At 45.5% G+C, this 14,922-nt stretch carries 14 protein-coding genes; 7 read left to right on the forward strand and 7 right to left on the reverse strand.

Annotation, left to right across the window (positions count from 1 at the left end; all coding sequences use genetic code 11):
• Window positions 1-170 precede the first annotated feature (170 nt).
• Window positions 171-1,331, forward strand: a complete 1,161-nt coding sequence (locus UNH61_RS30880; protein ID WP_326995882.1) for a serine hydrolase — start codon at window positions 171-173, stop codon at window positions 1,329-1,331.
• A 187-nt stretch (window positions 1,332-1,518) separates the two neighbouring features.
• A complete protein-coding gene (locus UNH61_RS30885) occupies window positions 1,519-2,178 on the forward strand; it encodes a sterol desaturase family protein (protein WP_326995883.1) in 660 nt (219 codons plus the stop codon).
• 82 nt (window positions 2,179-2,260) lie between these two features.
• On the opposite strand, the gene UNH61_RS30890 is transcribed toward UNH61_RS30885, so the two are convergent.
• The 6 genes from UNH61_RS30890 to UNH61_RS30915 all read right to left on the reverse strand — a co-directional run bounded on the left by UNH61_RS30890 (window position 2,261) and on the right by UNH61_RS30915 (window position 7,213).
• Entirely contained in the window at window positions 2,261-2,605 is a 345-nt protein-coding gene (locus UNH61_RS30890) for a hypothetical protein (RefSeq protein WP_326995884.1), read from the reverse strand.
• Window positions 2,605-3,546, reverse strand: coding sequence for a DUF6263 family protein (locus UNH61_RS30895; protein WP_326995885.1), 942 nt, complete (start codon window positions 3,544-3,546; stop codon window positions 2,605-2,607). The genes UNH61_RS30890 and UNH61_RS30895 overlap by 1 nt, the downstream gene beginning before the upstream one ends.
• A 17-nt stretch (window positions 3,547-3,563) precedes the next feature.
• Window positions 3,564-4,337 (reverse strand): TIGR02757 family protein, encoded by a 774-nt coding sequence (locus UNH61_RS30900; RefSeq protein ID WP_326995886.1) that lies wholly within the window; start codon window positions 4,335-4,337, stop codon window positions 3,564-3,566.
• A 137-nt stretch (window positions 4,338-4,474) separates the two neighbouring features.
• Entirely contained in the window at window positions 4,475-5,614 is a 1,140-nt protein-coding gene (locus UNH61_RS30905; RefSeq protein ID WP_326995887.1) for a cystathionine gamma-synthase, read from the reverse strand.
• Window positions 5,615-5,948: 334 nt separating this feature from the next.
• The gene (locus UNH61_RS30910; RefSeq protein WP_326995888.1) at window positions 5,949-6,524 is read right to left on the reverse strand and encodes a DUF2911 domain-containing protein; all 576 of its coding nucleotides are present in this window, start codon (window positions 6,522-6,524) and stop codon (window positions 5,949-5,951) included.
• A 92-nt stretch (window positions 6,525-6,616) separates the two neighbouring features.
• A complete protein-coding gene (locus tag UNH61_RS30915) occupies window positions 6,617-7,213 on the reverse strand; it encodes an ACP phosphodiesterase (protein ID WP_326995889.1) in 597 nt (198 codons plus the stop codon).
• 475 nt (window positions 7,214-7,688) lie between these two features.
• Here UNH61_RS30915 and UNH61_RS30920 point away from each other — a divergent pair, with 475 nt between their 5' ends.
• Both UNH61_RS30920 and UNH61_RS30925 read left to right on the forward strand, forming a co-directional pair.
• Window positions 7,689-8,141, forward strand: a complete 453-nt coding sequence (locus tag UNH61_RS30920; RefSeq protein WP_326995890.1) for a hypothetical protein — start codon at window positions 7,689-7,691, stop codon at window positions 8,139-8,141.
• A 152-nt stretch (window positions 8,142-8,293) separates the two neighbouring features.
• Window positions 8,294-9,268 carry a deoxyhypusine synthase family protein gene (locus tag UNH61_RS30925; protein ID WP_326995891.1) on the forward strand — a complete coding sequence of 325 codons (975 nt, stop codon included), beginning with the start codon at window positions 8,294-8,296 and terminating at the stop codon, window positions 9,266-9,268.
• Between the two features lie 72 nt (window positions 9,269-9,340).
• Here the strand turns inward: UNH61_RS30925 and hemW are convergent, their stop codons facing one another.
• Window positions 9,341-10,465: a radical SAM family heme chaperone HemW gene (gene hemW, locus UNH61_RS30930; RefSeq protein WP_326995892.1), complete on the reverse strand. Its 1,125-nt coding sequence runs from the start codon at window positions 10,463-10,465 to the stop codon at window positions 9,341-9,343.
• Window positions 10,466-10,662: 197 nt separating this feature from the next.
• Here hemW and UNH61_RS30935 point away from each other — a divergent pair, with 197 nt between their 5' ends.
• The 3 genes from UNH61_RS30935 (at window position 10,663) to UNH61_RS30945 (ending at window position 14,779) form a co-directional block, all read left to right on the forward strand.
• On the forward strand, window positions 10,663-11,733 hold the full coding sequence (locus tag UNH61_RS30935; RefSeq protein WP_326995893.1) for a DUF4271 domain-containing protein: 1,071 nt from the start codon (window positions 10,663-10,665) through the stop codon (window positions 11,731-11,733).
• Window positions 11,734-11,768: 35 nt separating this feature from the next.
• A complete protein-coding gene (locus UNH61_RS30940) occupies window positions 11,769-12,560 on the forward strand; it encodes a uroporphyrinogen-III synthase (RefSeq protein ID WP_326995894.1) in 792 nt (263 codons plus the stop codon).
• Window positions 12,561-12,730: 170 nt separating this feature from the next.
• On the forward strand, window positions 12,731-14,779 hold the full coding sequence (locus UNH61_RS30945; RefSeq protein WP_326995895.1) for a thioredoxin domain-containing protein: 2,049 nt from the start codon (window positions 12,731-12,733) through the stop codon (window positions 14,777-14,779).
• The last annotated feature ends 143 nt before the right edge of the window (window positions 14,780-14,922 follow it).

A 14,922-nucleotide genomic window follows, 5' to 3' on the forward strand; every position in this document is an offset into this window, starting at 1 on the left:
TTTTTTCCTGATTTGTTACTCTTGGGGAAAATGCACGCAGCTGCCGGGGATTTGAGCTATATTTAGGTGTAGAAAACCCGTGTATGCGTTACTGTTTGCTGCTATTATTGCTTTATTGTCAATGTTTTAGCGTGCAGGGGCAATCCCGCACAGATACGATGCTACAAAACATGCTGTGGAGGAATGCGTCTCCCGCTCTGCAACATATACTACAGTACCCCGATTCTTTCCGCTACCAGCTGATCTACACGCAAATCGACAGAGACGCGGATAACACGCCGCATTTCAAACACTATTATCTTGATGTGGATCCTGCGAAATATTTTAACCCGGCCAGTACAGTAAAGCTGCCGATTGCCCTGCTGGCGCTGGAAAAACTGAATGAGTTGAATATACCCGGACTAAACCGCGATACGCCGATGCTGACTGATAGTACCACAAGTGGCCAGCTAACCGTACATACCGACTCCTCCTCTGCCAATGGCCTGCCTTCTGTCGGGCATTACGTCAAAAGGGTTTTTCTTATCAGCGATAACGATGCCTATAACCGTCTGTATGAATTCAGTGGTCAGCAGGCAATCAATGAAAAGTTATGGGCAAAAGGATATAAGAATGTCCGTATTGTACGCCGGTTTATGCCGCTTTCCGAAGAAGAAAACCGCCATACGGGACCGATTCGCTTCGTACAGGCCGGAAAACCGGTATATGCACAGCCGGCCGCTTACGACACACTCACCTTCGACTACAGCCGGAAAATAACTATCGGGCATGGCTATCTCGATAAAAACGACAAACTGGTACCCGCTCCCATGGATTTTACCAAACACAATATCCTGCCGCTGGCCGAACTGCAGCATATGTTGCAGTCGGTGCTATTCCCGAATTCTGTACCAGCTGGTCAACGCTTTAATCTCAGCAACGATGACTATCGTTTTCTGTACCGGTATATGTCGCAGTACCCTTCTGAAACCCAATGGCCCAGGTACGATACTTCCGAATACTTCGACAGCTACACGAAATTTTTCTTTTTCAAAGACGGCCGGCAAACTATTCCGGAGTGGATACGCGTTTTTAATAAGGCAGGCTGGTCGTACGGGTTTCTGACGGATGCAGCATATGTGGTTGACTTCAAACATAAAGTGGAATTTATGCTGACAGGCAGTATTTACGTGAACAGGGATGGTATTTTAAATGATGATAAGTATGAATATGAGGAAGATGGATATCCATTTTTCCGGGAGATAGGAGAAATTATCTATATGTATGAGCTGCAACGCAAGCGCAGGCATACACCGGATTTGCAGCAGTTCCGCATTAATTATCGTGAATAGGAGCCCTGGAATAGATATTTTTTATATCCATATTGGTGCAGGAAATAACGCCTGAAGATCGTATTTTTGCGGTCTATAAAGGATAACCCGGCCATCAGAATAGGTATCATTCTGAGCTGGTTGTCAGGGTATAAAAGAAAGGTTTTATTCATATCCCGTAACTGTATTCTAAAATTTTTGGGGAGTTATGAAGTTTGAAAAGATTAAGAACAAAGGACAGGCAAGACTATTTGAAAGCCAGTATCTGGAGATGCTAACTAAAACGCATCCATTGGTAATTTGGGGAATGTATCTGCCCATTATAGGCTATATGTTGTATTATAGCTATGATACACTGGGTTTCAGTCCGGGAGCGGTAGCTGGAATATTCTTCGGAGCGATGTTTTTCTGGTCGTTTTTTGAGTATATCATGCATCGCTTTTTATTCCATTTTGCGAGTGACAGTCCTAAGGTGCAACGTTTCATTTACGTTATGCATGGTAACCACCACGAATACCCGAGAGATAAGCAACGTTTGTTCATGCCTCCGGTACCAAGCCTGATCCTGGCTTCGGCCATCTTCGGCGCCCAGTACATCTTCCTGCGTCAGTACACCTTCATGTTTTTCCCGGGCTTTTTGCTGGGTTACCTGATTTATGGAAGCATGCACTATGCCATCCACGCCTGGAACCCTCCGTTTAAGTTTATGAAGCCGGTATGGCGCAACCATCACCTGCATCACTATAAAAGTGAAGACAAGGGCTTTGGTGTAAGCTCTTCTGTCTGGGACAGGGTTTTCGGCACTTTCTTCGACCTTGAAAAAGAGAAGGAAGACAAAGAAAAAGTGAAAGAACTGATGTTTAAATAGGAGTTAGTATTTAGTAAAATGCAGCGGAGATCACAATTTTAGCCTATTATGTGATCTCCGCTGCATTTTACTAAAGGCTGTTTTACCATTTCTCCTCATCGTCGGGGAGATCGTTTTGTTTATAGGTAGCCCGCGATATTATCTTTTCCAGTTGCCGTTCGATAACCAGCCTGGCAATGGGGCGGTAAGGATCTTCTCCGGCCGCATTGGCCGCCGCCAGTATCTGTTTTACTTTTTTCTCTGCCACATCTGTACGATACAGCAAATAGATAAAATGGCTGAAATCTTCATTGATCAATGTCTGGATTCTCATTGCCAGCAATTCTTCCAATTGTTCATAACTGATGTGCGGTGGAACAGTTAATTCGAAATGTTCCCCGGTCCGTGCAGCTGTTTCGTCGAGATATTGTGCTGGCAAAGCAGTCATTATTTCATTCTTTTTATTTTATAAGAAGCATTAGTCACCACTTTTACCGGCACTTTCATATCATGCTTGATACGTTTGGCTTTATTCACTTTGTAGGTGTAATCGCCGGACATATCGGTGTTTTGTACGCAAATGCTTGGTAACCCGCTGCTGCGGTCTACCAGGTAGTTGGAGCTGGTAGTACCTGAAATCTCTGCGGTAGCTTTGATATCATCATCCAGGGTAAGTACCTGTATTTTATCGGTGCTTATCTTAGAAGTACCACCTATTTTCGCTGTTTGTGCATCCCAGGTCTGTAGATTCCAGTAGAGGTCTATCCTTCCTACCAGGCCACCTCTCAGGGGAACGTTCTCTTCCCACTGAGTTCCTGTTTTAATGCCGTGAGCCGGGTACATGATCAGCAGCTGTTCCAGCCAGCTCCGGAAGGCATCTGTGCCGAACTGATCTTTCATCAGCTTTTTATAGGCTTCCTGTTCATCGCTTTTGAGGTTGCTGAAGGCGGTAGAGGCGTTGCTGAGGATGGCTTCCAGGCCGTCGATTTTATTGATAACGCCGGACGACTGGATTTCCACGGTGATGGGTTGGTCCAGCATTTTCTTCAGACCGGCCTGAAAAGGTTCTTTATCATTATTTATTTTGGCATCTACGAAGATGTTGGTATTCTTGGCATTGAAGTTAAATTTCAGCTCCTTGTAGCGGAATGCCAGCGTGGTTTTTCCTGGTTCCACAGCAGTTACTTCGATAGCAATAGTGTTGTTGTAATCACGGGTGGTGCGTTGCATTACCTCGTTTACCGTCATATAGGTTTCACTTCTGCTTTTCTGTTCCATTTCAAACAGCTGACCTTTCGCAAATTGATAGTTCAGGTCAACATACTCCTGTGCATTGGCAGAAAACGCCATGGTTACCGCTATCGCAATCAGTCCCGGGATTCTTTTCATTACAATTTTTATTTTAATCAAACATATTTTTCAATTACCCCCAGTCCGAATAGCGCGAAATCATATTTGGCGGGATCATCCGGGTCCAGCTTTTTCAGCTGATGAGTAAGTGCGGTGGCTGTTTTCCAGTCCGACTTTGATTCCGGAATAAGTCCCAGTCTGGCGGCTACACGGCTAACATGAACGTCCATCGGACATACCAGTTGAGCCGGCTGGATATGTTGCCACAGCCCAAAATCCACGCCATTTTCATCTTTTCTGACCATCCAGCGCAAATACATGTTCAGCCGCTTGCAGGCCGAATTTTTCGCCGGGGTGGCAATGTGTTTGCCGGTTCTATCCGGGTGTTCCAGTGCAAAAAATACTTTCCTGAACCCAATCAGCGCTTTTTCCACATTTTCATCTTCCGGCGAAATGTGAGCACTGAACGCAAATTCCAGCGATGTTACATTGATGTAATAATGCTGAAGGAATTCTACGAAATACAACAGGTCGAGGCCATTAAACGTGCGATGACAGAAGGAAAGTAGCTTCATACGGTCGCGCGGCTGATGGTGACGGATAAACTCATAGGGAGCATCGTCCATCATTTTCAATAGCTCTGTGCATTTGTTAATAATGCTGGTACGGTTTCCCCAGGCCAGTATGGCGGCGAAGAAACCTGCTATTTCAATATCCTGCAATACACTGAACCGATGAGGAATACTGATCGGATCATTCGCAATAAAGTCCGGGTGATTGTAGTATGCCGCTTTGGCATCTAAAAACTCCCTTAATTTCTGGATCTTCATAAGTTATGTCGCGTGTATTACCACAAGCGTTTTTATACGACATTCATCGCGTATAAAAACGCTCTGGATATGGTTAGGGTAAATAATTACAGGCTGGTAAAGATAATTTTTACGAGATAAGAATTAAAATTTATTACTTAACCAATAGCCTGAGCCAGATCAGCGGTAAGATCATCTGCATCTTCTATACCTACACTTAAACGGATAAGAGAATCGACCAGCCCGTTTTTGATCCTTTCCTCTCTTGGAATAGAGGCATGGGTCATGCTGGCGGGATGGCCTATCAGCGATTCTACTCCACCCAGCGATTCCGCGAGGGAAAACAGGTGGGTGGTGCTGAGTATCCTGGTCGCGGATTCCATGCTGTCGTCTTTCAGCGTAAATGACATCATACCACCAAAGCCCCGCATCTGCTTTTGAGCGATCCTATGATTAGGATGATCTGTAAAGCCCGGCCAGTATACCTTGTCTACTTTGGGATGACTGCGCAGAAAATTGGCTACCACTGCCCCGTTTTCGCAATGACGCTGCATCCTTACATGAAGGGTTTTTATACCACGCAATACCAGGAAACAATCCTGCGGACCGGGTACTGCACCACAACTGTTCTGTATAAAATACAGCTGACGGGCCAGCTCCTCGTTTTTTACAATTACCGCACCATGCACCACATCACTGTGGCCACCCAGGTATTTCGTGGCAGAATGTAATACAATATCAGCGCCGAGGTCCAACGGATTTTGAAGATAAGGAGACGCGAATGTATTATCTACACAAAGCATTACTTCACTTTTTCTTGCTATCTGGGCACAGGCGGCTATATCAATGATCCTGAGTAAGGGGTTGGTAGGCGTTTCCAGCCAGATCAGCTTTGTTTGAGGGGTAATATGAGATTCAATGTTCAGGGCATCCGACATGTCAATAAAATTGAATTTAATGCCGTACCGTTCAAACACTTTGGTGAAGATTCTGTAGGTGCCTCCGTACAGGTCGTTGGTGGCAATTACTTCGTCGCCGGGGCTCAGTAACTTCATTACCGCATCTGTGGCGGCCAGGCCGCTGCCAAAACAAATACCATGTGTACCGTTCTCTATAGCAGCCAATGCCTGCTGCAGGGCGTCGCGGGTGGGGTTCTGGGTACGGGCGTATTCATAGCCCTTATGTACCCCGGGTGCACTCTGCACATAGGTGGAGGTCTGAAAGATCGGCGTCATAATGGCGCCGGTTGAGGGATCGGGAGCTACACCTGCGTGTATGAGTTTTGTACCCAGCTTCATGTCTTAAATGTTTTAAAATGAGCAATTTCTGGCGGTTACCAAATATACTTCAGTTTTACGATTGACGGAAAGGGAATTGTCAGGTGGCGGGAGTTGTCTGATTTAGCTCCTGAATGCATATGATCTGGTAAATAGCTACGCTTACGAACATTTTTATAGCTTTCACCAATTTGAGAATAACGGCTAAGGATAATCGCTCTACATTTGTTTTAGGTTTTTCATAGGATATGGTTAAAATTCTTAGGGCGGTATTCTTACCGCCCTTTCTATTTTAAAAAAAATGCAGCGGAAAAGCATATTCCCACTGCATTTTTCAAAGATTGAAAGCCAATAATTATTTCTGCCATTTGATAGGAAGGCTTACACTTACCTTGTCCCAGGCGATGATCAGGTTGGCGCCCGGATCGGCCTTTTCAAATACCATGGTAAATGCTTCCACAGGAGTGTCCAGCGATGCTACCGGCAGCACAGTACGTACAACATCTTTTTTCTGATCGTATTTAAACGCTCCCCAGATATCAGTTTCCTTATTCAGGATAATAGTCCATGTTTTTTCTGTAGGGATGGCGTACATGGTGTAGCGTCCTTTCGGAATATTTTTACCGGCAATGGTAACGGGCCGGAAAAATTCAATTTCCGTAGCCTCGTTGGCGCCAAGCCGCCATATTTTTCCATACTCTTCCAGGTTACCGAATATCTCCCTTCCTTTGGTCTGAGGCCGGCTGTATATGACCCTGGCCACCAAAGCACCGGGTTCGCCTTTTACCTTCACCGTGTAAGGATACATTACAGGGTAATAAGCCATGTCCATAGGACTGGCATCTAATGGTGGTAGTTTTTTATCCTGTGCCTGGGCACCCAAACCAAGCATGCCTGCTACAAAGGCAATGAGGAGCACTTTTTTAATCATTCCGGAAAGCTTTTTCTTTTAGATAGAATTGGCGGCAAACCTACCCAATTTTGAGGAATCAGAAAAGAGTGCTCACCGCTTTTAACAAGCTGTTAGCGGTTATCCTGCTTCAGTAAATTTTCCACATGTTCCTGGAGCTCCGGGAAGAATGCTTCATAACACAATTTCAACGCGTCGTAATGCTCCATAAACACGGCAAATACAACGTTACCATCTGTTTTCAGATACCTGGCCCTGGCGGCTATCCCTCTGAAAGCTCTTGATATGCCTTCCGTGGTACGGTAATTATACAGCCAGTTATAGGTTTGCATATATCCGAACATTTCCATGAATGCCGGAGGTAAGATACCTGCACGCTCATTGATCTGGCTGTAAACGTAACGGGCAAACGAATACAGCGAATCTTCGCTGAAACGGGTGGTATCTGTGGCCAGGAAATGATCATATACAAGATCTGTGAATACTCCGCTGTAAAGCCCGCACGATGGCTTGAAGAAGAGCTTGGCCCGGGCTGTTACCGGATGCTGGTCAGTAAAGTTGTCGATCGACCGGTGAATACGAATACCCTGCTGTATACCGGCGTTGTAAGCTGTTAGCTGTTTTTTTCCTTTCACAAAGTCTGCTATAAGATTGCCGGTGATCAGTTCCGGTTGCCGGAACGATAAGTAAGCATGGGCCAAATGATTCATGCTTACAAGGTACGTATTTATGCCGAACGGAACCTGACCAGAACGGATAGCGAAGAGGATGGTAAGTAATTGTAAATGAAATAATTATATAACGGAAGATAGATACTTTGGCGGGGTTGCATTTGTTAAAACCCATTCAGTATATCATCTTCCCACAGCAAATTCAACCGAATGCAGGCTGGTATTGCGATCAGGCGTTTTGGGAGTTGTTTGAAACGGGTCTGTATTTCCATCCATTTTAACAATATCTTAACTCCGGCCAATGCAACATTGGCAAGTTGACACCAACACACAGACTATGGCTGCTCTGTATTTGCAGGTGTTCGCGTGCGGTCAGGCGGACGTTCATAAGCGGATAACCCAACTTTTCGAGTGCTTCCATCAGTAAAGTATGCCTTGACCACCCACCCGTTCGTGTAGTAGCTTTGAACTGTCAAAAGCGAAAAGCATTTCAAAAACATAAATTTTTTCCGCCATGAAAAAACTTATCTTATTAATCAGTGCAGCCCTGTTAATGAGCGTCAATGTACTCTTTGCAGGCCCTTATGAAACTACTGTCAACAACAAAATCAACAGTACTTTCAATGAATCCTTTACCGGTGCCACCAACGTAAAATGGTATACCGATGATAACAAAACATTTACCGCCAAGTTTACCATGAGTAACACTAAGGTAACTGCCTTCTTCAAAGATGATGGTACATTGCTGGCCACTTCGCGGTACCTTCAGGCAGATCAGCTGCCGCTGAAATTAGCCTGCAAACTGAACAAAAAGTATCCGAACGAAAGCATTTACTGTGTAGTGGAATATACTGCCGGCGAGGTGATGACCTACTTTGTGACCCTGGAAGGACAGGATACCTGGACTGTTATCAAGTCAGATGAATATGGTAACATGAAGGTCTATAACAAACTCAAAAAAGCTTAGTTTTAGTTGTGTTAAAAATACATGGCCCGTGGCTTTTGCCATGGGCTCTTTTGTTTTATTCACATCCCGCTCGTCCACCAAAAATTATCTTAACTTTGCTGCCTGTTAAGGCATTATTAGCCAGACTGTTAATGTATAAATGATTAAATGACATGAACAAGGGACCCGTTTCTCAATTTATTCAGCACCATTACCGCCACTTTAACGCAGCTGCATTGGTGGATGCTGCCAAAGGATATGAAACACACCTGCTGGAAGGTGGTAAAATGATGGTAACTCTGGCCGGTGCGATGAGTACGGCAGAACTGGGCATTTCTTTCGCAGAAATGATCCGTCAGGGTAAAGTGGATATTATCTCCTGTACTGGTGCCAACCTGGAAGAAGATATCATGAACCTGGTAGCACATACTCACTACAAAAGAGTTCCTAACTACCGCGATCTGAGTCCTCAGGAAGAATGGGATCTGCTGGAACAAGGCTTTAACCGCGTAACCGATACCTGTATTCCTGAAGAAGAAGCTTTCCGCCGCATCCAGCGCCATATCTACAAGATCTGGAAAGATGCCGAAGAAAAAGGTGAACGCTATTTCCCGCACGAATATATGTACAAGCTCCTGCTGAGCGGCGTGATGAAAGAGCATTACGAAATTGATACTAAACACAGCTGGATGATCGCAGCTGCTGAGAAAAATATTCCTATCATCGTACCAGGTTGGGAAGATAGCACCATGGGTAACATCTTCGCCTCCTATTGCATCAAGGGCGAGCTGAAATCTTCTACTATGAAGAGTGGTATCGAATACATGGTGTTCCTGTCAGACTGGTACCGCAAAAACTCATCTGGTAAAGGAGTTGGATTCTTCCAGATTGGTGGTGGTATTGCCGGTGATTTCCCGATCTGCGTTGTACCGATGATGTATCAGGATCTGGAATGGACAGATGTTCCATTCTGGAGCTATTTCTGCCAGATCTCCGATTCTACTACCTCTTATGGTTCTTACTCAGGCGCTGTGCCCAACGAGAAGATCACCTGGGGCAAACTCGATATTCATACGCCTAAATTCATTGTAGAGTCAGATGCTACGATTGTGGCTCCGCTGATCTTTGCATACGTGTTAGGCTGGTAAACAACTATTTGCTATAAAAAAAGCAGCCAGAAACATATAACATGTTTCTGGCTGCTTTTTTATAGCTGATCACTAAACAAACAATTCCCCCGCAATTCCATCGGCGAACAAACGGCCGGCATTGGTCAGGCGCAGGGTTTCTCCGAGATGTTCCATCCGGCCATTGGCAATGAATGGCTGGCTATGAGCCAGCAGATGTGTCGTTAACGCAGTACCGAATCTTTCTGCGACCCATTCCAGATTGCAACCGGCAGAAGTCCGGAGCGCAGTCATAACATATTCATTAAACTGCATGGCGGTAGTCAGTGATTCCCGCTCAAACGGGATAACACCATTGGCAATACTTTTTACATATTGCGTATTGTTGGAAACATTCCATTGCCGGGAAGTTCCGTTAAACGAATGTGCTGAAGGCCCAAGCCCAAGGTATGGTTTCCCCTGCCAGTAGCTGCTGTTATGCCGGGAATGCCAGCCGGGCAGTGCAAAATTAGAGATTTCGTAATGCTCATAACCGGCTGCATGCAGCCAGTTCATCAGCAGCTCAAAATGTCGCGCTGCTTTATCCGGATCAGTGGCCTCCATTTTCTTCTTCCTGATAAAAAGATCCAGTGCAGTACCCGGTTCTACTGTTAAAGCATAACAGGAGAGATGAGGGATGCCCAGAGCTATTGCCTGTTTTACGTTCTGTTCCCAGCCTTCATCGGTGAGTGTAGGCCCTCCGTAAATAAGATCGATGGTAATATTGCTAAAACCTGTTTCCTGGGCCAGCTGTATACATTCCAGCGCCTGCCGGCTGTTATGCGCCCGGTTCATCCAGGTAAGGTCCTGCTCATGAAACGACTGTACTCCTATGCTCAAACGATTGATGCCAGTGGCTTTCAGCATCTCCAGTTTTTCTTTGTTCAGGTCATCGGGGTTGGCTTCCAGGGTAATCTCTGCATCTCCGGCTACCGGAAAATATTGTTTTATCCCTGCCAGCAGCAGCTGCAATTCTTCTGCAGTCAACAAACTGGGAGTACCTCCTCCGAAATAAATGGTTTGTACGGTGGCGCCTGCGAGATAATCTTTTTGCAGCGCCATTTCCTGCAACAGACTTTTTACCACTGCACCCTGCCGGGCAACTGACGTGGAAAAATGAAAGTTGCAATAGTAGCAGGCCTGTTTACAGAACGGTATGTGTAAGTAAATTCCTGCCATGTTCCTGGTATTGTTTCAAAATATTGTTCATTATCAGCAAAGGTAAGCATAGCCCCGCAGGTCAACTATAGACTATTTTAATATATTTGCTCCGGAAAAACGCGTTTCCATTTGGTGATGTAATCCGGACAGTGTTAATTGCCGCAGAAACGTTTATTGGAGAACCGATTTTAAAGTCATTGCAAAATATTTTCCTGGTGCGAAACTGGTTACTGCTGTTATTTATTCTGGGGTATTTGCCTGTATTGGCACAAACTAATGATTCCGCCGCGCCTAAACGTCCGGTGGTAAAGAAAAAACCGGTGGTCACCCGTGTAACTGGCGATTCCTCCCGGCCCAGGGTACATGTCCTTCCGGTGAAAAAGGATTCAATACATGCGCGTGCTGCCGTACGGAAAGATAGTAGCCGTGCCGGGGCGCCCGTAACGGCCGGCATTGCCAGATCTCCGAAAGATACCAGCGCTCCGGCAAAAGATACGCTTGTAGCTGCCGCTAAGCCGAAGCCGTTATCTGCATATGATATCTATATGAAAAAACTGGCGCAGGAGAATGTTTTCCTGAAGCCGGATAAACCGGTTTTTACCGATACCAACCCGTTACGCCCCTACCGCGATATGGACTGGCTCATTTACGTAATGGCCGGAATTCTATTGCTGCTGAGTGTGATACGCCTCTCTTACCGCAAATATTTCTCTGATCTTTTCAGGGCATTTCTGAATCCCACATTAAGCCAGCGCCAGCTGAAAGATCAGCTGTCGCAGTCGCCTTTTCCTAACTTCCTGTTGAATGTATTCTTCGCCATCGCGCTGGGATTATATTTTTACCTGGTGTTATACCGCCAGCAGGTATTTCCGCAGGCTGAGCCATGGTTGCTGATTCCGGGACTGGTGGTGCTTGTGGCTGCAGTGTATGGATTTAAATACATTATGCTGCGTTTCTGTGGCTGGTTGTTTGGCAATTCAGAGCTGGCAGATGCCTATATTTTTATTTTGTATCTCATCAATAAGATATTAGGGGTGTTATTGGTGCCTTTCCTGGTTATTATTGCATTTTGTAAGCCCGAAATAGCCCGTACATTCCTATATATATCTTTGTTTTTTATTGTATTACTCATTATCTACAGGTATATTAGGTCTTATTCCCTGGTCCGTCAATACCTATCTTTCAGCAAATTGCATTTTTTTCTTTACCTTTGCGCATTCGAAGTAGCGCCAGTTTTAATATTAACCAAGGTGCTGCAGAATATCTGGTTAACTGGTAATCCCTGATTATCGCCTATTGTTAACACAAGAGCAAAAAACGTATGATTAAAGGCGGGCCAAAAAAAGATTTGCAAGGAAAACAAATTCAGTCAATCCTAATTTCTCAACCTAAGCCTGAAACAGAGAAATCACCCTACTATGACCTGGCCAGAAAATTTAACGTCAGGTTGGATTTTTTCCCGTTCATCAGAGTGGAAGGTTTGCCAGCAAAAGAGTTCAGGAAACAGAAGATCGACATCCTCAACTTTACGGCGGTTATTTTTACCAGCCGTAATGCAGTGGACCATTTCTTCCGTATTTGCGAAGAAATGAAGATTAAAGTATCGCAGGACTGCAAATATTTTTGCATTACTGAAGCTGTAGCGCTGTATTTACAGAAATTCATTCTCTATCGTAAAAGAAAGGTCTTCTATGGCGCTGATGGTTCTACCAAAGGTGTCCTCGAAGTAATGAACAAACACAAGGATAACGAGAAGTTCCTGTTCCCGAGTTCAGACAGCCAGAAGAAAGATATTGAAGAATGGCTGAAGGGAAATAAGTGCGAGTATGCGGCTGCCACCCTTTACAAAACAGTTTCCACTGACGTGAAGGAAGTGCTGGCTGCGACCGCTTATGATATGATCGTGTTCTTTAGTCCTTCAGGGGTGAAGTCATTGTTTGAGAATGTACCTGAATTTGTACAGAATGGCACCCATATCGGCGCCTTCGGACCCACTACCTCTGCGGCTGTTGAAGAGGCGGGGTTAAGACTGGATGTTAAGGCTCCTCTCCCACAGGCACCATCGATGGTAGCTGCTTTGGAGCTGTATCTCAGCAACCTGGGTAAGAAATAATAGCGAATTAAGAATAAAATAATTTAGAATTATAAAGCAAAGATCTTAGCGAATAATGTTAGTCATCAATATTATTCCCTAAGATCTTTGCTTTATTTCTTGCTTTTCTTAAAAAAAGAAATTTCTTTGTGTAGAAATTCTATCAATCAACTCATCGCTTTCCGGAATCCATGAATAAGCTTATCAGCGAAACAAGCCCGTACTTGCAACAGCATGCCCATAATCCGGTGGATTGGTATCCATGGGGAGAAGAGGCATTGCAGCGGGCATTGAAGGAAGATAAGCCTATCCTGGTGAGCATTGGATATGCGGCCTGCCACTGGTGTCATGTAATGGAGCGGGAAAGCTTCGAGAACCCGGCTACGGCGGCCGTCATGAATGAACATTTTATCAATATTAAGATCGACCGGGAAGAAAGGCCCGACCTGGATCATATCTACATGGATGCGGTGCAGGCTATGACCGGCGCCGGTGGCTGGCCGCTGAACGTTTTTCTGACACCGGAGAAAAAGCCCTTTTATGGCGGCACCTACTTCCCGCCGGTGCAGGCCTATAACCGCCCTTCATGGACAGATGTGCTCTTGTCGCTGGCCGATGCTTTTCAGAATAAGCGGCAGGATATTGAGATGCAGGCCGAAAACCTGGTGCAGCATATTGCACAATCAGCCCAATTGGGGATGCAGGCCGGTCCTGCTTCCCTGGTGAAGATCCCGGTGGAGGAATTATTCACCCGGTCGCAGTGCGATAGTATCTGTGAGAATATCCTGAAACAGGCCGATACCCGCTGGGGCGGATTTGGCCGGGCTCCCAAGTTTCCGCAAACATTTACCATCGCTTATCTTCTGCGTTATCATTATGCATTCGGACATCCGGCAGCACTGCAACAGGCGTTGCTGTCGCTCAACAAAATGTTACAGGGCGGGCTTTACGATCAGCTGGGTGGTGGCTTTGCCCGCTATTCCACTGATGAAAAATGGCTGGCACCACATTTTGAAAAGATGCTGTACGATAATGCTCTCCTGATAGATGTGCTATGCGATGCTTACCAGCTGACCCGCAATGAGAGCTATGCCCGCACCATTGCAGATACCTTGGAATTCATCGTTCGTGAAATGACTGCACCGGAAGGCGGATTCTATTCTGCGCTGGATGCGGATTCCGAAGGGGTGGAAGGAAAGTTCTATACCTGGAGTAAAGCAGACATCGATCATATATTGGGAGAGCATGCAAAGGTGTTTTGCGAATATTATGATATAAGTGAGCATGGAAACTGGGAAGAACAGAATATATTGTGGGTACGGGAACCCCTGTTGTCTTTTGCGGCGGCAGGAGGATACAATGTTGAGGAGCTGGAGGAGACGCTGAAAGAAAGCCGCGCGAAACTGATGGCCGTCAGGGCAGCGCGTATCCGGCCGGGGTTAGACGATAAAGTATTACTGGCCTGGAATGCGATGATGGTGCATGCCTGCTGTAAAGCGTTTTCGGCGCTGGGAACAGAGGAATACCGGCAGATGGCTATTCGCAACATGGAGTTTTGCCTGGCCAGATTCCGGCAGGAGCCAGGGAAACAGGCATTTTTTCACACCTGGAAACAAACGGCAAAGTATCCGGCTTTCCTGGATGATTATGCCTGCCTGGTGAGGGCGCTGATAGCATTGCAGGAAGTGACCGGGAATACAGCGTATTTGTATCAGGCAAGGGAAATCTCGGAATTTGTAGTGCAGCATTTCAGTGATGAAAAGCAGCTTTTCTTTTACTATACCATTGAGGGGCAGGAAGATGTGATTATCCGGAGGAAAGAAGTATACGACGGGGCGGTGCCCAGTGGTAATGCGGTGATGATGCAGAACCTTTGGTATCTGTCTGTTGTTTTTGATCATAAAGAATGGGCAGAAAGGTGTGTGGAAGCGGTTTCCGGTCTTTCCCAGACCATAGTCCGTTACCCTACTTCTTTTGGCGTGTGGGCGAGCCAGTTATTGCAGCTGGTGAAAGGTACCCCGGAACTGGCCATTGTAGGCAGTCATTTCAGGGAAAGGATGAATGAGGCCGGCCGTTGGTTCCTGCCATTCAGGGTGCTGTTGGGCGCAGAAAAAAATAATGCAGCTATCCCTTTGTTGAACGATCGGGAACGGGAAAATGAGACCCTGGTGTATTTGTGCAAAGATTATCATTGCATTAAGCCAGTGCGTTATATAGAAGAAATTATTAATTTAATATAATAATTATGTAACTTGCCTGTCGTAAGGGGAGACAGCGATTCAATAATTGTTGTTACGTTTATATAATAAAATGTTAAAAGAAGCGTTTAAACTACTTGCAGATCGGTTGTAAGCGGAATTGAAAAAGTTGGTAAAAAAGTCAC

It is taken from the genome of Chitinophaga sp. 180180018-3 (genome assembly GCF_037893185.1).
In the GTDB taxonomy this organism is placed as follows: domain Bacteria; phylum Bacteroidota; class Bacteroidia; order Chitinophagales; family Chitinophagaceae; genus Chitinophaga.